Genomic DNA, 20,034 nt, shown 5'->3' on the forward strand with positions numbered 1-20,034 from the left:
TACAATAAACAACAAATATGTGTGACGGGTGGTTAAGATGAACATGTTCCAGACAGGGCGAATTCTAAATCGATAACTGAATACGCATGAGCAAGTGACTTAACCAATGTTTTTTTGTGTTGGCGTTTGGACAGTCATGTTTGTGCACCCCTGTCGTGGACGCTCATCATTATTGCGTGCAGAGGAGAAATCCGGAAACGCTTCTTATTTCATATGATTCTCTTATTGTTACAAGCTGTAGATGAACATTAGTTCATCTATGGCTTTTTTGCATGCATTCCACCCAATTTGTTGCACATGGAAGGGAGATTTTGCAGTGCTTTTTGGTATGAAACTACCCCTAAGGGGAGAAAGAGAGGCAGCGATATGAAACAACCTACTCAAAGTTATACCATTTGGTTTTCCCAACGAACCGGCAGTACTCTGCTGGGTGAAGCATTAAGTTCTACGGGGGTGGCAGGATATCCGAGGGAGTGGCTGCATTATCAGCATAAGAGCCCAGACACATTAAAGCGTGAAGATCTGGAGCAGATCTGGGATCAGGGAACAACGTCGAACGGAGTATTCGGAATCAAAATTAATTTTGAACAACGATGGATTGACGCATTCCGCAGTCTCTATAGTCTGCCAACAGCGTTATCGCGGGCGAAGGTATGGAGTACGGGTTTCCCTAATTGCAGCAAGCATATTTACATGACGCGTCGCAACAAAGTCAGATTGGCTGTGTCTTGGTGGAGAGCCATCGTCTCGGGTGAATGGCACCGCAAGCATGGGGACAGTCCTCAGTTACAAGATATTGCAGATCAATATAACTTTGATGCGATTAAACATCTGCTTGTGGAGAGTAACATGTGCGAAGCAGCAATTGAAGATTTCTTGTCCGAGTCAGACATTGTGCCGCTGACGATTGTTTATGAGGATTTTATAGCAGATTACGAAGGGACCGTCCTGAAAGTGCTAGAGTTTTTGGATGTTCAATCTGCCGGTGTTGCCGTATCGCCCCCTTTCTTTGACCCGATCGCAGACGAGATTTCTGAACAATGGGTGCAAAGATTTCGGGAAGAATGCCAGAGGGATTGGGAGAATGTTAAATGGTAAACACACTTGGTAAGATTCATCCACGGGTTGGAAATGTTGCATTTATTGTTATTATGTATGATTCATCTTAGCGAGGAACTAAAATGCTTTGAATCACAAAATAAAATAGAAATGTTATACGAAGGGGTGAGGGGCTATGCCCAAAACAGAGAAACGCTCCATGTCCTGGCTGCTACAATATCTAAAACCAGTCAAAGGACGATTGGCCTTGCTTATGGTGATGTTGCTGACGTCAACGGGACTGCAGCTCCTGAATCCACAAATTATCAAACGATTCATTGATACGGCCGCAAGTGGGGGAGTCCTTTCTAACCTGTTCCAGCTTGCCGGATTGTTTCTGGTTGTTGCCGTTGTAAATCAACTGATTACAGTAGCCGTAAGTTATCTGGGTAACGATGTGGCCTGGCGGGCAACGAACCGATTACGGGGAGATCTCCTGAAGCATTGTCTGCGTCTGGATATGCGGTTTCATAATGTTAAGACACCGGGAGAGATGATTGAACGGGTGGATGGTGATGTGACGAGTATCTCCAACTTCTTCGCGATGTTCATTGTGCAAGTGGTTGGGAGCTTTGTCTTGCTTGCCGGAATCCTCGGATTTATGTTCAGCGTAAACGTACCGATTGCGATCGTCATGACGGTGTTTACATTATTATCGATTCTGTTTATGGTGTTCATTCGGAATCTGGGAGTAAATTCTTCCAAAAATGAGCGGGAAGCGAGTGCAACCTTGTTCGGATTAATTGAAGAGCGTATTGCGGGAATTGAAGATGTTCAAGCGAACGGGCATGTCCCGTATGTGATGAATCGTTTTTATCGGACGATGCGTGTTGTATTTCAAAAAGGAAGGAAAGCCTGGCTGCTTCGAGTGATTCCTTGGAATACGACGGTCATTCTGTTCGCCCTTGCAGTCACGGCAGTACTTCTGCTCGGTGTTCATTACTACATGCAAGGCATTATCAGCATCGGAACGCTGTTTCTGATATATCAATACACACAGATGCTTAATGATCCGATTGAGATGTTGGGCGATCAGGTTCAAGAGTTTCAGAAGGCGAAATCAGGTATGCTTCGGTCAAGAGAATTGTTGTCTTTGCGCAGTGAGATCGAAAACGGACAAGAGGATCAGCTGCCAGAAGGGCCGCTTGGTCTGGAATTCAAGCAGGTGAACTTCAGTTATAACGAGGATAAACCTGTATTGCAGAATATTAACTTTGCCATTAAACCTGGCGAACGGCTGGGCATCATCGGTCGTACTGGTAGCGGAAAATCAAGTCTCAGTCGGGTACTTCTGCGCTTGTACAATCTGGATAGCGGAACAATTCGTGTGGGTGGCAAAGATATTACAGAGCTTACCTTGCCTGCACTTTACCGTAGGGTTGGTATGGTTACGCAGGATGTACAGCTGTTCGATGGTACGTTGCGAGATAATTTAACGCTGTTCAACCAAGATGTCTCGGATCAGATTATTAAGGAGACAACGGATCGACTGGGATTAAGTCACTGGATCGAATCACAGCCCGCAGGGTTGGATACACATCTGAAGGCAGGTGGTTCTTCATTGTCCGCTGGGGAAGCTCAATTGTTTGCCTTAACGCGAGTATTTCTGACTGAACCTAGTCTGGTTATTCTTGATGAGCCTTCCTCACGGCTGGATGCCGCTACAGAGAGCATGCTTCAGTCTGCCATCGATCAGTTGATGAAGCAATGTACGGGAATTATCATTGCACATCGCCTGGCTACTTTGGAGAAGGTCGATCAGATTATGGTACTGGGTGATGGCAAGGTACTGGAATTCGGAGCCAGAGAAGCACTCGCCAGCGATCCGGCTTCACATTATGCCAGATTGCTGATTACAGGGCGAGAGGAGGAATTGGCGTGAATGTGACAGGATTTATAGGCCGTTTGTTTCGATTCAGGCCTTTTCTATTTTTGATCAACGGATTGTTATGGTGCATATTTCATTCTTTGCCGCTGGCAATAGGAATAGGGATGCAGTGGTTCTTTGATCGGGCAACGGCAGGTTCCAGTGATTATATGTGGCTGGCAGCTCCGCTGATCTTCATTGCTTTGATCAGAGCGGCAAGAGTAGGCACGTTTTTTGCCGCATTCTATGCATGGATCACGTATATCTACCATATTCAGGCCATTCTGCGTACCAACATGCTCGCTGGGATTATGCGCTGGCCAGGACGTAATCTGCCAGCTTCACCGGGGGAGGCGATGAGTCGCTTTCGGGATGATGTGGATGAAGTGGTTGAGTACGTAGAATCCTGGGTGGATTTTTGGGGAAGGCTCGTGTTCGCCATCGTATCCATCGTCATCATGGCGAACATTAACTGGAAAATCACTCTAGTTGCAGTATTGCCCCTAGTAGTCGTGACGTTGCTGAATAACTTGTCAGGTAATCGGGCTCGTCGATATGCTCAGGTCAATCGTGAGTCGACAGGGAGAATTACCAGTTTCATTGCCGAAACCTTTGGAGCGGTGCAGGCACTGAAACTTGGGCAGGCAGAAGAGCATGTCTCTACTCGTTTTAACAAACTCAATGAAGAACGTCGTCAAGCCGCACTCCGGGATAATCTGTTCAAGCAGTGGATGAGATCACTTAATCAGCATGTGCTCAGTATCTGTACAGGTCTCATTCTCCTGATGTGTGCAGCTGAGATGAAATCTGGCAATTTCACCGTAGGTAATTTTGCCTTGTTCACCAGTTATCTAGCGAATATTGGCTTTAGTATCTCATTGTTTGGCTATATGGTATTTCAGCATAAACGGCTCAAAGTATCATTTGACCGGATGAGAACCCTGTTTCGTCCTGGTGAGGAAGACCGGATCATGGATTTCAGAGAGACTTATCTGAATGAAGATCCGCCTGAGCTTCCTAATGAACAGAGAGATCCCAAAGAGAAGCTAAGAGAGCTGGAGATCAGCAATCTGGCGTACCAATATCCACATTCTGCAAATGGAATACAGGATATCAGCTTCCGTGTGAAGCGGGGACAATTTCTGGTCATCACTGGACGGATCGGTTCTGGCAAATCGACTCTGGTCCGCACACTTCTGGGACTGCTGCCCAAACAAGAGGGCACGATTCGCTGGAATGGTAAAGATGTAGATCCCGCTACCTTCCTGATGCCGCCCAGAGCAGCATATACGCCGCAAGTACCTCGACTGTTCAGTGATACGCTGAAAGAGAATATTGTTCAGGGCAAACAGGGCCGTACGGAAGTCGCACTTGCAAAAGCCATACGATTGGCTGTAATGGATAAGGATATTCAAAACCTGGATCAAGGACTCGAAACATCCGTAGGTCCAAGAGGTGTCATGTTGTCTGGTGGTCAGATCCAGCGCGCAGCAACTGGGCGCATGCTGATGACGGAAGCGGACTTGTTCATCTTCGATGATCTGTCCAGTGCACTGGATGTGGAAACCGAGCAACAGGTCTGGGAAGGTTTGTTCCAGGAGCCGGATGTTACATGTATTGCGGTGTCTCACCGCAGAGCAGCACTTGCGAAGGCAGATCATATCATCGTCATGAAGGATGGACGAATTGAGGCCGAGGGCAGCTTATCAGATTTGCTTGCTACAAATGAAGAGATGCAATTACTATGGCAAGGTGAGCAAACACCGGTTAAAGTGGGATAAGATAAGATATACGATATATAAAAATGAAAAAAGCCGTACAGACAACTCTTTTTGAAAGAGTTAAGATCTGTACGGCTTTATTATTCCTAATTGGGTCAATCTTTATTTGATCAGCTGTGCAATCAATGAATACGCAATGATAACCAGGAAGATAATCGTGATGTGGTTAATGGAGAAAATAAACATTTTATGTGACCATTTCTTGGTTTCTTTCTTATCGAAAGTTGCCACACTAAGAATAAGCCATGCCAAACTTACCAGAAACGCAACAATGGCAATGAACGGGCTCAGCGGCCAGAACAAGAAGCTGGAGAATAACAACAATACCAGATAAACATTTGTCTGGATGTATGTCCGTCTGATTCCTTTTACAACAGGAAGCATGGGAACGCCAGCCGCTTTGTATTCGTCAAATCTCCGGATGGCAATGCCATAGAAGTGAGGCATCTGCCACAACAGCATGGTAACAACCAAAGCCCAAATTTCATAATGACCCAGTTCTGGCGAAATGGCTGCCCAACCAATGAGTGGAGGAACAGCGCCTGAAAGACTTCCTACTTCCGTATTGTATACCGTTGTCCGCTTGGTCCACATCGTATAAGGGAACACGTACAACAACAGTCCCAATATGCCGAATACGGCAGCCGAAGGGGAAGCGATATACAACATGATGCCCCCGATAATCGTAATGGCAATACCGAGGATCAAACCTGTTTTGGTATCTACACGACCAGTTACCGTCGGACGTGTTTTGGTGCGTTCCATGATCGCATCGATATCCCGATCATACAAATTGTTAAACACCCCGGCCGCTCCGATAATCAGGGAAGACCCGATGACAGAGAGGATAATGGGTACAATATTAGCTAAAATGGATGCATCAAATACATACAAAGCCAAACTTAAACCGGCAAACATGGCGATTAGATTGGATTTGATAATTCCGATCTTGATCGTATCAAAGAATACTTTCGGAATCGAGCTAGTATACTCCAGGCTGATTTCGGGCCGTGACCCTTTATTCAATGTTTTCAAGAACTCACTTCCTATATCTATTCTTATATATCTCGTGGTCTTATTATAGCATCCAATACACTATGTGAATTAATTAACGATTTAGGTTTTTAAATAATGTCATTTGATTGTGAACAATTTAAAAACACGGTTTTTTTTAATTGTTAAAAATGATTTTCTGTGATACAGGTCATTGAAACCAAATAGCAGCGATAACAAGAAAAGAATATTTTTCTTGCATGTTGAGTTGTATTTGTTTATTGTAGATATAAGAGATCTTTAAAGGCATAGAGTGATCTCCTCTTACGTTTTTTTCTATTAGAGAATAGCTGCAAGCGGCAAGGTATAATCAGTATAGGCTTTTTTTTGTAACAATAAAGGACATTGAATATCTGGAAAGGGTGTTAAATATGGATCAAAAGATGGATGTATTAATTATAGGCGGAGGACCAGCGGGTCTTAATGCTGCACTTGTACTAGGACGAGCTCGCAAACATGTTGTGGTCATAGATGATGAACGCCCGCGCAATTGGGTTACGCGTGAAACGCACGGTTTTCTGACGAGAGATGGAGCAAGTCCACGTGAATTTCGGAAGGTTGCGAAAGAACAGATTAGCGCTTACCCGTCTGTTCATTTTGTAGGGGACACAGCGACTTCAGTGACAGGAACAGATGGTGATTTTCAAGTTACAACGGCCCAAGGAGTCGTCTATCGCACGAAGAAAATTTTGTTTGCAGTGGGGAAAAAAGACCTCCCACTGGATATTAACGGGTTGAAAGAGGTATATGGCAAGAGTGCTTTTGTCTGCCCTTATTGCGATGGATGGGAATTAAGAGATCAACGGCTTGTCATCATTGTGAATGGAGCCAAGGCATTTCATATGGCCAAGACGATCTCGGGCTGGACAAGCGAGTTTACCATTTGCACGAATGGACCTGATGAATTAACGGATGAGCAGAGGGAGGAATTGAAGCAGCATGGTGTCCCGGTATGGGACTCTCCAATTCAATCTATTGAATCAAGCGATGGTATGGTGCAGCAAGTGGTGTTAGAAGATGGTACCGAAATCTCGTGCACGGGGATTTTCTTTGGACCGAAACTAACGGCTGGATCAGAACTTCCGCAGACGATAGGCTGTGAGGTTACGGATGCGGGTACAGTCGTTGTAGATGATTTCGGCAAAACAACCGTACCGGGTCTGTTCAGCGCTGGAGATGCAGCATCGGAGTTGTACCAGGCCATTGCTGCGGCGTCCCTTGGTGCATTAACCGCTGTAACGATTAACAGTGAGCTTAATATGGAAGCCTGGGATGAGCGCGGTAAACATTTAAACCCGTAGAATTACGTTGTACAATTTCTTGTCCAATACTTTGCACAAACGATAAGTCAACAAAATAGATCTGATCAAAAAGGGGAATGCAAAAAAGCAATTCCCTTTTTGTGTTTAATCAATCTTTTAGTAGATCTTTAGTAGTTCTTCTCCATCGATAAGTGGACTAGTTCCGACCGTTTTTGTCATAAACCCAATATTTGATTTTCATTCCTTAACGGTTTATTATTGTATCAAATGATAGATAATACTATCATTTTAAACTCTGGGAGAGGGTGTTTAAAATGAGCATTGCAACTAACGTTCCACAGCCCAAAATGTACGGACCGCTCGGGAATCTGCCCTTGATTGATAAAGAGAAACCAACATTGTCCCTTGGACAGCTTGCTGAGGAATATGGACCGATATATCGACTGACCGTTCCTGGTTATTCCGGATTGATTGTATCTGGCCCAGATTTGGTGGCTGAGTTATGTGACGTGTCTCGATTTGATAAATTTGTATACAATGAACTCGAAAATGTACGTGCCTTTGGAGGTGATGGTTTATTTACAAGCAGAACATCCGAGCCGAACTGGAAAAAGGCACATAATATTTTGCTTCCCACCTTTAGTAAACAGGCGATGAAGGGTTATCATCCGATGATGGTCGACATAGCCGAACAATTGATAAACAAATGGGCACGTTTGAATTCCAACGACACCATTGATGTAGCAGACGACATGACACGACTTACGTTGGATACTATTGGACTATGCGGTTTCAATTATCGATTTAACAGCTTTTACAGACAGGACCACAGTCCTTTTATCGAAAGTATGGTCCGTGCATTAAATGAAGCTATGCAGAAAAGCTCGCGTTTGAAAATCCAAAATCTGCTGATGGTGAAAACCAAACGACAGTTCGAGGAAGACATCCAAACGATGTTCTCATTAGTTGATCAGATTATTGAGGAACGTAAAGCAAGTGCTGCTCCTGAAGAGGTTGACTTGCTCGCTCGTATGCTGAATGGCAAAGATCCGGCAACCGGAGAAGCGCTGGACGATGAGAACATTCGGTATCAGATTATTACGTTCCTCATTGCCGGACATGAAACGACGAGTGGTTTGTTATCATTTGCCCTTTATTTTTTGCTGAACAATCCAGAAGCACTTCAAAAGGCCTATGATGAGGTAGACCGGGTATTGGTGAGTGACTCACCACAGTACGAAGAAATCCTTCAGCTTCCTTATATCCGCATGATTCTTAGCGAATCGCTACGTCTATGGCCAACCGCCCCGGGATTTGACGTCTATGCCAAAGAAGACACCGTCATAGGTGGCAAATATCCACTGAAAAAAGGGGAGAGCTGCAGTATTCTTCTGCCTCAGCTTCACCGTGACAAAGGCGCCTGGGGAGAGGATGCAGAGCTATTCCGCCCGGAACGTTTTGAAGATACGACTCAAGTGCCTCACCATGCGTATAAACCGTTTGGCAATGGAGAGAGAGCGTGTATCGGCATGCAGTTTGCTTTATATGAAGCAACCCTTGTACTCGGTATGGTACTTAAACATTTTGAACTGGTAGACTATAGCAACTATCAGTTGGATGTGAAACAAACGTTAACGTTAAAACCAGGCGATTTTCGAATACAGGTGAGAGCACGGACCGTTTCACCGAAACTGAGTACATCTGTTGCTCGCTCGGATGAAAAGCCGAATCAGGATCAGGGTATGCATACAAATGTAGCTGGTCATAGTGCTATGAAGGAATCGATGACGACTTCCGTAAATGCCAATCCAACGATACTGGTTCTATACGGCTCCAACCTGGGGACGGCAGAAGGCATTGCCAGAGCTTTTGCAGATAAAGCTCGTTCCTATGGAATTCCAAGCGAAGCCGCAACATTGAATGAATGGATTGGCCGTCTGCCCAAAAAGGGGATAGTTCTCATCGTGACAGCTTCGTATAATGGTAAACCTCCGCAAAATGCAGCGGCATTTATCGAGTGGTTAAAGGAAGCCGAGTCAGAGAAGGTGCAAGGTGTGACCTATGCAGTTCTGGGCTGCGGGGATCGGAGCTGGTCCAGTACCTACCAGAGCATTCCTCGATTGGTCGATGAGAAGCTTGCGAGCTTGGGAGGCAACAGGCTGTTACCTCGGGGAGAAGCCGATGCAGGCGGGGATATGGAGAAACAAGTGGAAGAGTGGCAGCGGATGTTGTGGCCCCAAATGTTAAAAGCGTTGGGGATTAGCGAGGAATCTATGGAGCACTCCTCACGAAGTACAATTCAAATGGAATTTGTTCGCGAGAAAGCCGATCTGCCACTTGCACAAACCTACAATGCCAGCTATGCCACTATAGTGGTAAATGAAGAGCTTCAGGCCATGGATAGTGGGCGGAGTACACGTCATATTGAGATGCTGCTGCCTAAAGGCATGACCTATAAAGAAGGCGATCATCTTGGCGTATTGCCCCTAAATGCAGATGAAATCGTGAATCGCATCTTGCATCGTTTTGGATTAAAATGGGACGTTCAGATCCAATTAACTTCGAACGAGACACAGTTGACACATCTTCCTCTGAACCGTCCTGTCAAAGTGAATGAATTGCTCCGTTCCTGCGTTGAGCTGCAAGCACCTGTTACAAGAACGCAGCTGCGGGAGTTAGCTAACAATACGGTGTGCCCACCTCATAAGCGTGAGCTGGAGGCGATGCTCGAAGAGAACAACTACAGGGAACATATACTTGAAAACAGAACTACCATGCTGGAACTGCTGGAAAAGTATGAGGCCTGTAAACTGCCGTTCGAAAGATTTCTTGAACTGCTGTCTCCACTCAAACCCAGGTATTACTCTATATCCAGCTCTCCACACTTTAATGCCAAGCAGGCGAGCATCACAGTGTCCGTTGTGAAAGAGCCTGCTTGGAGCGGCAACGGTGAATTCCGTGGTGTGGCTTCATCCTATCTGGCAGACTGCCAGACGGGAGAGAGTATTTCGATGTTTGTACGTACGCCAGAACCCGGATTTGAGCTGTCAGAAGAGCCGGATGTTCCAATTATTATGGTGGGTCCAGGGACGGGTGTTGCACCGTTCAGAGGTTTCCTCCAGGCCAGATCTGTACTAAAAGAGAGAGGATTGCCACTGAGTGAAGCACATTTGTTCTTTGGTTGCAGGAATGATTCGGATTTCATATATCGTCAAGAACTTGAACAATACGAACAGGCAGGCATCGTCAAGCTGCACACAGCTTTTTCACGTGTGGAGGATAAGCCCAAAACGTATGTGCAGCATCTGATGAATCAGGAGTGGGGGCAGTTGCTCCATTTGCTTGATGAAAAAGGGAGAATCTACGTATGTGGTGACGGAAGCCAAATGGCTCCCGCCGTCGAAGAGACTTTGAGGCAAGCATACCAGAAGGCGAAAGGTGCAACCCTTCAGGAGGCAAAAGATTGGCTCAATCAGCTCCAGGCGGAGGGCCGTTACGTTCAGGACGTGTGGGCATGTAAAAGACCCGTTGAATCGGCTAAAGCTCCTGTATGTTGAGACACGTTAAGATGGAGGCGGCGATAAGCCGCCTTTTTCTTATGTTGTTGGATGATGTGAGAAGAGAAAAGATCAGTATGTGTTCACATTAACTAAGTTATATACTTAAAAATCAAATAATAGTTCACACATTTTACATCAAATATTTTCACTATATGACAAATATTACATTTTAATAGAAGCCTGTCTTATATGATAGAACTGTACTCCAAAACGAAAGGAAGATGAAGATGAAAAAGAAACTTATGGTCGGTCTTTTAACTGTCGTTGCATGTTTCACGCTAGGCTCTACATCTTTTGCAGCTAGTGTACCTTCAACTTCAACAAGTAGTTTACCAGAAAGTACACAAGTAGTTCCTTACGCACAAAAGTATATAACCTGGCAGACCATTCTACCCAAATCTCAATTCCCAACGCTTGGTGATATCCCGGTGACAGCAAGTTATAATGTTGATCCGTACAGGGGAATACTTACATTAAAATCAGTCGATGGTCAGACAGGCTATACGTGGACTGTTACCTATGAGGGCTATGTCACCTATTAATCAATTAATCATTGAATAATGCTACCTATCCGAAAAACAGCCGCTGATCTGGAGTTTCTCATCCAGATCGGCGGCTGTTTTAATTTGGCTGATACGATCTATTGACAAAGAAAAATTTTTGAAGCAATATAATAAATGAACTTTATAAAGTATATAAATAAAGAAGTTTAATCAGCATTATTGTGTTTCATTTACTTTTAATTTATATGCAGGGAAGGGATCTACTTATGGCAACTTGGTTTCTTATCATTATCTACCTTGCGTTTATCAGTCTGGGGATTCCGGACTCCCTACTAGGTTCAGCCTGGCCCGTCATGTGGCCTGAACTTGGCGCTTCGTTTGGGTCAGCAGGAATTCTGTCAATGGTTGTTGCAGCGGGAACCATCGTTTCAAGCTTGGCCAGTGGCACGGTTATTCAAAAATGGGGAACAGGCAAGGTTACGTTAATTAGCTGTTGTCTGACTGCCGGAGCACTCCTTGGATTTTCCTTCGCACCTTCATTGGTATGGCTCGTCATTCTTGCCATTCCTCTGGGTCTTGGAGCTGGAGCCGTTGATGCTGCGCTGAATAATTATGTAGCAGAGCACTACAAGGCACACCATATGAACTGGCTGCACTGTTTCTGGGGTGTGGGCGCGACGACAGGGCCTATCATTATGTCGTATTACATTGCGGAACATCATTCCTGGAGAAGCGGGTATACAGCTGTAGCCGTCGTCCAGTGCTGTCTCGTCCTGATTTTGTTTGCCACGTTGCCGTTGTGGAAGCGTGTTGCTGCAAGTCGGGAGAGTACAAGTATGAACAACGAATCAGATCTTGTGCAAGCGGACAACACGTTAGTACAGAGTGAGAACAGACCCGAACGGAATGTATTGAAGATTAAGGGAGTCAAAAACTCACTGATTGCATTTCTGTTTTATTGTGGCGTGGAGACGACGGTCGGTTTATGGGGAGCCAGCTATCTGGTAGGAGCAAGAAACATCTCGGCGGAAACGGCTGCAGGATGGATCTCCTTATACTACGGTGGTATTACGATAGGCAGATTGATAACAGGCTTTATCACGTTAAAAATAAAAAATCGAGTGTTAATTCTGGCGGGTCAAGTGACCGCCATTGTGGGTGGAATCATTTTATTGCTTCCATTATCGATTTCGTTTGCACTGGCTGGATTTATGCTAATTGGATTGGGGCTTGCACCCATCTATCCCGGACTTCTGCATGAAACTCCAACTCGATTCGGCAAAGCGAATTCTGCCCGATTGATGGGATACCAAATGGCACTGGCGTACACAGGAACGACTTTGCTTCCTCCGCTTTTTGGCGTTCTCGCTGCGAAAACCAATATCGGATTTTTCCCGCTGGTTGTACTTGTTTTCCTTATCCTGATGCTGGTCAGCTCGGAGCAAGTGAATCGTATTTTGAAGAAAAGGATTTTAAATGGGTAGAGCTGGTAGGGGGCAACAATCCATACAACATTCCATTTAAAAAATGATACACAAAAAAAGCGAGGAACTACTCTCGCTTTTTTTGTTGTGTGCAGAATCACAGAATCATTACAGTTCATATAGCTGCTCGTATTTATCCGTTAAGTAACGAATCAATGGAGCGGTATCAATACTTTTTCCGGTGATGGACTTGATTAGCTCGTCCGCCGATCTTGATTTACCAAATTGATGAATATGAGTTGTTAGCCATCCGGTAATTGTCTCAATATGATCTGATTCAATCAAATGATCATAATCGGGAAGTTCACGGCGGATGACTTTGTGTATTTGTGCTGCATAGACAAACCCGAGTGTATAGGAAGGGAATAATCCAAATCCTGCGCTCCAGTGTCCATCCTGTAATATGCCTTCCAGATGAGTCGGGGGACGAATCCCCAGATATTCCTCATATTTATCATTCCATGCTTCAGGCAATCCTTCGTAATCCACTTCTCCAGCAATAATGGCTTGCTCCAACTCATATCGAATAATGAGATGCAGGTTGTAGGTAAGTTCATCGGCCTCAAAACGGTTAAACGTTGGTTTTACTGCGTTTAAAGCAAAATAAAAGTCATCCAAACTCACATGGCCAAACGTTTCAGGTTTGATTTTTTGCAAAATAAAATAGTTGTTTTCCCAGAAGCCTTTATGTCTGCCAATGAATTTCTCGAAAAAGATCGATTGGGATTCATGAATGCCGTACGAAGTGAAGATCCCAAGTCCAGTATGTATCAGGTTGGGGTCAATATTCTGTGTATAGAGCGAGTGGCCTCCTTCATGTAAAGCACTCCACAAGGAAACGCGAACGTCATTTTCAACAAATTTGGCTGCGAGACGTGCATCGTAAGGATTGATGGCAGAACTGAACGGGTGCACGGTTGCACCGAATTGCCCGGCATCAAAGTCGTAGCGAATGGCTTGTAACAGCTCGATCCCAAGCTGCCGCTGCTGTTCAAGTGGGAAAGGATGGTTGAATATGGATGTGTCCGGTTGTTTAGCGGAAGAGGTGACACGACGGATCAGCGGTATTAGAGCGGATTTCAGCTCACTGAAAATGCGATCCAACGTTACCGTATCCAGGTCAGGATCAAACTGCTGCACGAGTGGGTCATATGCATGCTGCTCGTATCCCCAGTATCCGGCAAACTTCAAGCTTGCATTGAAGATCTGTTTCAAATGCGGAGCGAAAATGGAAAAATCATTGGCAGCTCTGGCTTCCAGCCAAGCGGCGTTTGCAAGACCTTGCTGCTGTACAAATGCCTGATATTCCTCTATCGGAATGGCACTCCAGCGTTTATACGTTTTCCAATGCTCTGCAATAATTCGCTTGGATAGCTCATCAAGTTCCTCTTGTTGTGCTGCTTCCTCTAATCGCAAACCGAATTCAGCATCGGTCTGTAACTTGAATAGTTCTCCGGCCAATGTTGCTTTGGCTCGTGCGGCGTAGGATGCGCCCTTTCGAGGTGCCCCTGTGCGAGCATCCCAGGCAAGCAGGGTTTGTACCTGTTTATAATGTTCAACCTTCTCGATATGTGCCGCAAGTGCAGCATCCAAGCGTTGTATCGTTGTCATGTTCGTGACTCCTTCCAGATAAAGGATGAAATTTAAGTTGTATATTACCATCGGAATAGTTGGAAGTACAGAGAATCACGCTTTTTCGTAGATTACAAAAAATGAATCAACACATTACGATTGCTTATTTTACAAAAGTCATCTGTTCCCTTAGCCTGAAAATACCAATTTTCACTAATCCGACATGAACACTTGTATATCATTCAGGACAGTGAAATTGGATTTAACATTATGCATGAGAGCGAGAGGGGTTACATGATGAGAAAACATACCAAGCCTGCTTTAATGATGATTCTGGCATTCCTGCTTCTGGCAGGTTGCGCTTCAGGTGGAGAAGGCCAGCAGAATACACAGGCCTCTTCAACAACCGGTGAAACTCCGGTGCAGCAGACATCGGCTGAAGGAAAGACAGGCGGCACGCTGAACATTGGCTATCCAACACAACCGGTCACACTGGATGCACATGTGTCTTCCAATACAGCGGTTAAGGATATTTCACGCGAGATCTACGAGCAGCTGGTAACGTTGGATAAAGATGCACAGGTTATTCCGCTGCTGGCTGAATCCTATGAGATCAGCGACGACAAGTTATCCTATACATTTCATCTGCGCCAAGGTGTGAAGTTTCATAATGGCAAGGAACTGCAAGCGGAGGACGTTGTCGCTTCCCTGAATCGCTGGATCAAACTGTCGAGTCATGGTAAAGCGAACTTTGTGGGTGCCGAGGCCAAAGAAACGGACCCGTATACTGTCGTACTTCAATTGAAAACACCTTTTCTGCTAACACTGCAACTTCTAGCTGATCCGATTCCCGCAGCGGCGATCTATCCGAAAGAAGTGGTTGATGAAGCAGATGATAAAGGTATCAAATCATTCATCGGTACAGGTCCGTTTCAATTGGAGGAGTGGAAGCAGGATCAATATATTCATTTGAAAAAATATGACGATTACTCCGCCCGGACCGAGCCGAGTGATGGAGCAGGCGGCAAAAAGGAAGCGTTGGTCGATGACCTGTACTTCCGCTTCGTAACAGACGAGTCAACCCGCCTTGCCGGGATTACTTCCGGGGAATACGACATTGCGCTGAATATCTCTGTGGATAATGAACAGCAGATTGCGGACAATCCCGACTTGCAAACCTTTCTCAGTCCGGGAGGCATGATTGGATATTTCTATAACAGTAATGACGGCTTGTTCAAGAACGTCAAACTTCGGCAGGCTGTCAATGCCGTTCAGAATGTGGATGACATACTGACATCGGCATTCCGTGATCCACAATTTTATGTGAAGACATCCTCTCTGGTTCTACCCGAATATCCGAATTGGTATTCAGAAGCAGGTAAGGAATCGTACAGCCAGGCTAACGCGGATAAAGCAAAGCAATTGCTTCAAGAAGCAGGCTATAACGGCGAAGAAATCAAAATTTTCACGACGAGAGATTATGTGGATCAATATAACGTAGCCGTTGTTTTGCAGCAGGAGCTGGAGTCGATTGGCGTCAAGGTTAAGCTGGATGTCTATGATTGGCCTACGTTGCAAGAAAAACTCGGGACAGGCACAGGGTGGGATATCTACCCGATGAGTTATGCATTCCGGCCTACGTTCTACCAGTATGCGTTTTGGGGAGGCGGTGCAGGGCTGCTAAAAAGCGAGAAACTGAGCGAGCTACTTCAAGGAATCCGGACGTCCGATTCAGTAGAGGCCGCAAGGCCGCTCATTGACGAATTGCAGCAATTTGTATGGACCGAAGTTCCATTCTCTCAGATCGGGCATACCAAACAGGTTACAGCGCTATCGAAAAATATCAGTGGTTTCCAGAACATTTTGGGCCCGATCTTCTGGAATACAACCAATAACAAGTAGTTATAAGGAAGGCAACGGATGAAAAGGCGTAGAATCGCTTCCACAGGAATACGCCTTTCCGTTTGCCATTGGAAAGTGAGGTGGCCCTCATATGGGTGGATATATTGTTCGTCGGTTATTGTCCTTGATACCTGTCCTTTTTGTGGTGGCAATCGTTGTGTTCTCTATCATTCATGTCACACCTGGTGATCCCGCTGCGATTCTACTGGGTGAAGAGGCGAGCAAAGCCGATATCGATGAGCTAAGAAGCAAGCTGGGGTTGGACAGACCAATCTATGAGCAATTCGGCATTTGGTTGCTGGGGCTGTTATCCGGCAATTTGGGGGAGTCCATCTTTCTGGACAAGCCTGTGACAGAGGCTTTTTTTGAACGACTGGCGCCTACATTGTCCCTTGCGATCATTGCCCAGGTGATTGGTGTGTTTCTTGCCTTGTTCCTCGGCATTACAGCGGTCAAGCGAAGAGGGACCATCGTGGACCAATCGGTGATGGGTTTCTCCATGCTGGGCATCTCCATTCCGAGTTTTCTGTTGGGTTCACTGCTGGTCATGTTCTTTAGCGTGAAGCTGCGCTGGCTTCCCGTTGCAGGGTATCAACCGTTAAGTGAGGGGCTATGGCAGCATATCAAATACCTGTTGCTCCCTGGCATCGTGCTCGGCATCATTCAGGCAGCGCTCATTACCCGAATGACAAGATCCTCCGTCCTGGATGTGATGTCCGGCAATTTTATCAAAACCGCCAAAGCCAAGGGTGTCAGAGAAAAAACGATCGTATATACACATGCGTTACGCGTTGCATTCATCCCTATTCTCACAGTTATTGGTGAATCGTTCGGTGGGCTCGTTACTGGTGCTGCGGTTATAGAAACGCTATTCAATATCCCGGGAGTGGGGCAGCTCATCGTCAATTCGATTAGTCGAAGAGATTACTCGGTTATTCAGGGCTCTGTGCTGCTAGTCACGGTAGCTTATGTGTTTGTAAATCTAATCGTTGATTTGTTGTATGGTTTGGTCGATCCACGAGTTCGATTAAGCAAGAAATGAAGGGGGTGGAGACAACTTGATAACCAATCCGGATACCACCATCGCTACGTCAGGACTTCACAAAAGGAAGAACAGGCGCATCGTATTCAGACGCTTTATGCATAATCAGTTGTTAACCACAGGGGCGGGAATTCTGCTTGTTGTTGTGCTTCTGGTAATCATGGGGCCGATACTTACACCATACGGGCCGTTACAGATTGATCCGGTGAATCGACTCAAAGGCCCCAACGGGCAGCACATATTTGGCACAGATAACTTTGGACGTGATGTATTCACTCGCGCCGTATACGGTTTGCGTATTTCAGTTGCGGTTGGTTTTGCTGTTACGGTTGTATCTTCATTGATCGGCATGATTGTTGGGCTGTTATCTGCAAGTTATTCGGTACTGGATCATATCTTTATGCGCATCTGTGATGGTTTGTTTGCTTTTCCGTCCATTTTGCTTGCCATCTCCATTATGGCGGCTCTTGGCCCGAATCCAGGCAATGTCATTATCGCTCTAAGTATTATCTTCATTCCATCGATGGCCCGAATTATTCGTTCCAAGGCGCTGGTCATTCGGGAATTAACTTATATCGAAGCATTACATGCACAGGGAGCAGGCAGCTGGCGCATCATCTGGATTCATATGGCGCCCAATACGCTGTCTCCGCTCATAATCCAATCCAGCTTTATTTTTGCCGTATCGATCTTGACGGAAGCTTCTCTAAGTTTTCTTGGAGCAGGTATTCCTTCCCCGTCCCCAAGTCTCGGGAATATGCTTTTTGACGGGAAAACGGTGATTTACAACGCTTGGTGGATGACTGTCTTCCCAGGCATTTTCCTGGTGCTCGTTGTACTGGGTCTGAACCTGTTCGGCGATGGCCTTAGAGATCTGCTCGACCCACATGCGAATAAGGTGAAAAGGGGGAGACGTCGTGGGAAAACAACCGCTGCTTGAGGTGAAGGACCTGAAAGTGTCCATTTCAACCGAAAAAGGAACCATTCACCCGGTGGAAGGTGTTTCCTTCCACGTCCTTGCCGGGGAGACGTTGGGCATCGTAGGTGAGTCCGGCTGCGGGAAAAGCGTAACCGCCGAATCCATTCTTAGACTGTTTGATGAAGATTACGTGGATTACTCGGGTGAAGTCCTCTACGAAGGTACCGATCTCTTAAGCTTGTCCAAAAGACAAATGGAACGAATACGTGGCAATGAACTCTCCATGATCTTTCAAGACCCCATGTCTTCCCTGAATCCGGTTCAGACGATTGGCAAACAAATTGCCGAGAGCTTGAAGCTGCATCAAGGCATGAATGGCAGACAGGCGCGTCTGGCTGCCGTGGACCTGCTGCGTATGACAGGTATTCCCTCACCGGAGAAGAGGGTGGATGAACATCCGCATGAAATCTCCGGAGGGATGCGACAGAGGGTCATGATTGCCATGGCGCTTGCCTGTAATCCGAAACTGCTTATTGCAGATGAACCGACGACGGCACTGGATGTGACGATTCAGGCGCAAATCCTAGAGCTGATTGAAAGTCTGCAAGCGAAGACGGGACTTGGTGTCATCCTGATTACACATGATCTGGGTGTAGTCGCGGAGACGTGTACAAGAGTGGCTGTCATGTATCTTGGACAGGTCGTGGAGGAGGCAAGCGTGGACGATTTATTTTTCAATCCCCAGCATCCGTATACGTCAGGTTTAATGAAATCCATTCCTCGTATTGATGGCGAACAGCACAGCAAGCTTCACGTCATTGAGGGAATGGTACCCGCGCTGCATCAGGTTCCAACAGGCTGCCGATTCGCTCCAAGATGCGCTTATGCGGATGAACAATGCTTACGGGCAGCGCCTTCCTTAAAACAGGTGGACGAGAACCATTCGGTACGCTGCTGGTATCCCGGAATAGCAACGATTCAGGAGGAGACACATGAACTCGAAATCATTGGTTGAGTCGAAGCCGCTGCTACAGGTTAGCAATCTGAACAAACATTTCCCTGTTCGATCTTCTTTTGGCAGAACCAAGGGGCAAGTCAAGGCCGTCAACGGGGTATCCTTTGACATCCACACAGGACAAACCTTTGGCCTGGTGGGCGAATCCGGCTGCGGTAAAAGCACACTCGGTCGGTCGATTCTCAGACTTGTTGAGCCAACATCAGGGGAAGCATTTTATGAGGGCACGGATATTCTGGGGTTAAGCAAAAAAGAACTGCGAAGCTACAGGCAGCATATGCAGATGGTATTTCAGGACCCGTACACCTCGTTGGACCCTCGTAAACGCATCGGATACTCCATTGAAGAGCCGCTATTAATCCACAAGAAGGGCAACAAACGGGACAGAATGGAAACAGCTATGTCGTTGCTGCGCAAAGTTGGATTCAGTGAAGAACATTACGAGCGGTTTCCCCATGAATTTTCAGGTGGTCAGCGTCAAAGGCTGGGCATCGCCAAAGCGTTGGCCCTTGGGCCGAAGCTCATTATATGTGATGAACCGGTATCAGCGCTGGACGTATCGATTCAGTCCCAGGTCATTAATTTACTGGAAGAGGTTCAGGAGGAACTTGGTATTTCTTATTTATTTATTGCACATGACCTTAGCGTTGTACGCCATATTGCAGATCGCATCGGTGTGATGTATTTGGGAGAGATGGTGGAGCAGGGGCCAGCGGAAGCTTTGTTCGCCGATCCTCTGCATCCCTATACCAAATCATTATTGTCTGCGGTACCGATCCCGAATCCCCGTGCCAAAAGGGAAAGAGTTGTATTAAGCGGTGAGATTCCATCGCCACTTCATCCGCCTTCCGGCTGTGTTTTTCATACCCGATGCCCATACGTTATGGAGACATGCCGACAGGTCGTTCCACAGAAAAGATTTGTCGCTCCTGACCGTGAAGTGCAGTGTCATTTATACGATGAATAGAGGAGGAAT

The 20,034-nt window shown here is 46.1% G+C and carries 14 protein-coding genes; 12 read left to right on the top strand and 2 right to left on the bottom strand.

The genetic code is table 11. The features are described from left to right. The first annotated feature begins 366 nt into the window (after positions 1-366). The 3 genes from BLV50_RS03810 (at position 367) to BLV50_RS03820 (ending at position 4,746) form a co-directional block, all read left to right on the top strand. The gene (locus BLV50_RS03810) at positions 367-1,098 is read left to right on the top strand and encodes a Stf0 family sulfotransferase (protein ID WP_090805987.1); all 732 of its coding nucleotides are present in this window, start codon (positions 367-369) and stop codon (positions 1,096-1,098) included. Between the two features lie 136 nt (positions 1,099-1,234). Beyond that, positions 1,235-2,980, top strand: a complete 1,746-nt coding sequence (locus BLV50_RS03815; RefSeq protein ID WP_090805990.1) for an ABC transporter ATP-binding protein — start codon at positions 1,235-1,237, stop codon at positions 2,978-2,980. Further along, entirely contained in the window at positions 2,977-4,746 is a 1,770-nt protein-coding gene (locus tag BLV50_RS03820) for an ABC transporter ATP-binding protein (protein WP_090805992.1), read from the top strand. Before BLV50_RS03815 ends, BLV50_RS03820 begins: the two co-directional genes overlap by 4 nt. Positions 4,747-4,848: 102 nt before the next feature. On the opposite strand, the gene cyoE is transcribed toward BLV50_RS03820, so the two are convergent. Then, entirely contained in the window at positions 4,849-5,772 is a 924-nt protein-coding gene (cyoE, locus tag BLV50_RS03825; protein ID WP_371121420.1) for a heme o synthase, read from the bottom strand. Positions 5,773-6,170: 398 nt separating this feature from the next. On the opposite strand from cyoE, the gene BLV50_RS03830 reads away from it, so the two are divergent. The 4 genes from BLV50_RS03830 (at position 6,171) to BLV50_RS03845 (ending at position 12,608) form a co-directional block, all read left to right on the top strand. Next, a complete protein-coding gene (locus tag BLV50_RS03830) occupies positions 6,171-7,100 on the top strand; it encodes an NAD(P)/FAD-dependent oxidoreductase (protein WP_090805994.1) in 930 nt (309 codons plus the stop codon). A gap of 275 nt (positions 7,101-7,375) precedes the next feature. After that, on the top strand, positions 7,376-10,618 hold the full coding sequence (locus tag BLV50_RS03835; protein ID WP_090805997.1) for a bifunctional cytochrome P450/NADPH--P450 reductase: 3,243 nt from the start codon (positions 7,376-7,378) through the stop codon (positions 10,616-10,618). Positions 10,619-10,848: 230 nt separating this feature from the next. Then, positions 10,849-11,163: a hypothetical protein gene (locus tag BLV50_RS03840; protein WP_063563548.1), complete on the top strand. Its 315-nt coding sequence runs from the start codon at positions 10,849-10,851 to the stop codon at positions 11,161-11,163. A gap of 227 nt (positions 11,164-11,390) precedes the next feature. After that, the gene (locus tag BLV50_RS03845) at positions 11,391-12,608 is read left to right on the top strand and encodes an MFS transporter (RefSeq protein WP_090806000.1); all 1,218 of its coding nucleotides are present in this window, start codon (positions 11,391-11,393) and stop codon (positions 12,606-12,608) included. A gap of 108 nt (positions 12,609-12,716) precedes the next feature. Here the strand turns inward: BLV50_RS03845 and BLV50_RS03850 are convergent, their stop codons facing one another. Then, positions 12,717-14,219, bottom strand: coding sequence for a carboxypeptidase M32 (locus BLV50_RS03850; RefSeq protein WP_177031110.1), 1,503 nt, complete (start codon positions 14,217-14,219; stop codon positions 12,717-12,719). A 258-nt stretch (positions 14,220-14,477) separates the two neighbouring features. Between BLV50_RS03850 and BLV50_RS03855 the strand changes: the two genes are divergently transcribed. From BLV50_RS03855 to BLV50_RS03875, 5 genes are all read left to right on the top strand, one after another. Further along, positions 14,478-16,082 (top strand): ABC transporter substrate-binding protein, encoded by a 1,605-nt coding sequence (locus tag BLV50_RS03855; RefSeq protein WP_256337837.1) that lies wholly within the window; start codon positions 14,478-14,480, stop codon positions 16,080-16,082. A 91-nt stretch (positions 16,083-16,173) separates the two neighbouring features. Further along, positions 16,174-17,124 carry an ABC transporter permease gene (locus BLV50_RS03860; protein ID WP_072732670.1) on the top strand — a complete coding sequence of 317 codons (951 nt, stop codon included), beginning with the start codon at positions 16,174-16,176 and terminating at the stop codon, positions 17,122-17,124. Positions 17,125-17,140: 16 nt separating this feature from the next. Beyond that, positions 17,141-18,064 carry an ABC transporter permease gene (locus BLV50_RS03865; protein WP_371121291.1) on the top strand — a complete coding sequence of 308 codons (924 nt, stop codon included), beginning with the start codon at positions 17,141-17,143 and terminating at the stop codon, positions 18,062-18,064. After that, complete coding sequence (locus tag BLV50_RS03870; protein ID WP_090806005.1) at positions 18,042-19,058, top strand: ABC transporter ATP-binding protein; 1,017 nt, start codon at positions 18,042-18,044, stop codon at positions 19,056-19,058. The genes BLV50_RS03865 and BLV50_RS03870 overlap by 23 nt, the downstream gene beginning before the upstream one ends. After that, complete coding sequence (locus BLV50_RS03875) at positions 19,036-20,025, top strand: ABC transporter ATP-binding protein (RefSeq protein ID WP_090806007.1); 990 nt, start codon at positions 19,036-19,038, stop codon at positions 20,023-20,025. The genes BLV50_RS03870 and BLV50_RS03875 overlap by 23 nt, the downstream gene beginning before the upstream one ends. The last annotated feature ends 9 nt before the right edge of the window (positions 20,026-20,034 follow it).

Source organism: Paenibacillus sp. 276b (genome assembly GCF_900107875.1).
In the GTDB taxonomy this organism is placed as follows: Bacteria; Bacillota; Bacilli; order Paenibacillales; family Paenibacillaceae; genus Paenibacillus; species Paenibacillus marchantiae.

Bases quoted from the DNA above. Each gene is read 5' to 3' on its own strand.
- BLV50_RS03810 (WP_090805987.1), top strand. From the start codon at position 367: ATGAAACAACCTACTCAAAGTTATACCATTTGGTTTTCCCAACGAACC.
- BLV50_RS03815 (WP_090805990.1), top strand. From the start codon at position 1,235: ATGCCCAAAACAGAGAAACGCTCCATGTCCTGGCTGCTACAATATCTA.
- BLV50_RS03830 (WP_090805994.1), top strand. From the start codon at position 6,171: ATGGATCAAAAGATGGATGTATTAATTATAGGCGGAGGACCAGCGGGT.
- BLV50_RS03835 (WP_090805997.1), top strand. From the start codon at position 7,376: ATGAGCATTGCAACTAACGTTCCACAGCCCAAAATGTACGGACCGCTC.
- BLV50_RS03840 (WP_063563548.1), top strand. From the start codon at position 10,849: ATGAAAAAGAAACTTATGGTCGGTCTTTTAACTGTCGTTGCATGTTTC.
- BLV50_RS03845 (WP_090806000.1), top strand. From the start codon at position 11,391: ATGGCAACTTGGTTTCTTATCATTATCTACCTTGCGTTTATCAGTCTG.
- BLV50_RS03850 (WP_177031110.1), bottom strand. From the start codon at position 14,219: ATGACAACGATACAACGCTTGGATGCTGCACTTGCGGCACATATCGAG.
- BLV50_RS03855 (WP_256337837.1), top strand. From the start codon at position 14,478: ATGAGAAAACATACCAAGCCTGCTTTAATGATGATTCTGGCATTCCTG.
- BLV50_RS03860 (WP_072732670.1), top strand. From the start codon at position 16,174: ATGGGTGGATATATTGTTCGTCGGTTATTGTCCTTGATACCTGTCCTT.
- BLV50_RS03875 (WP_090806007.1), top strand. From the start codon at position 19,036: ATGAACTCGAAATCATTGGTTGAGTCGAAGCCGCTGCTACAGGTTAGC.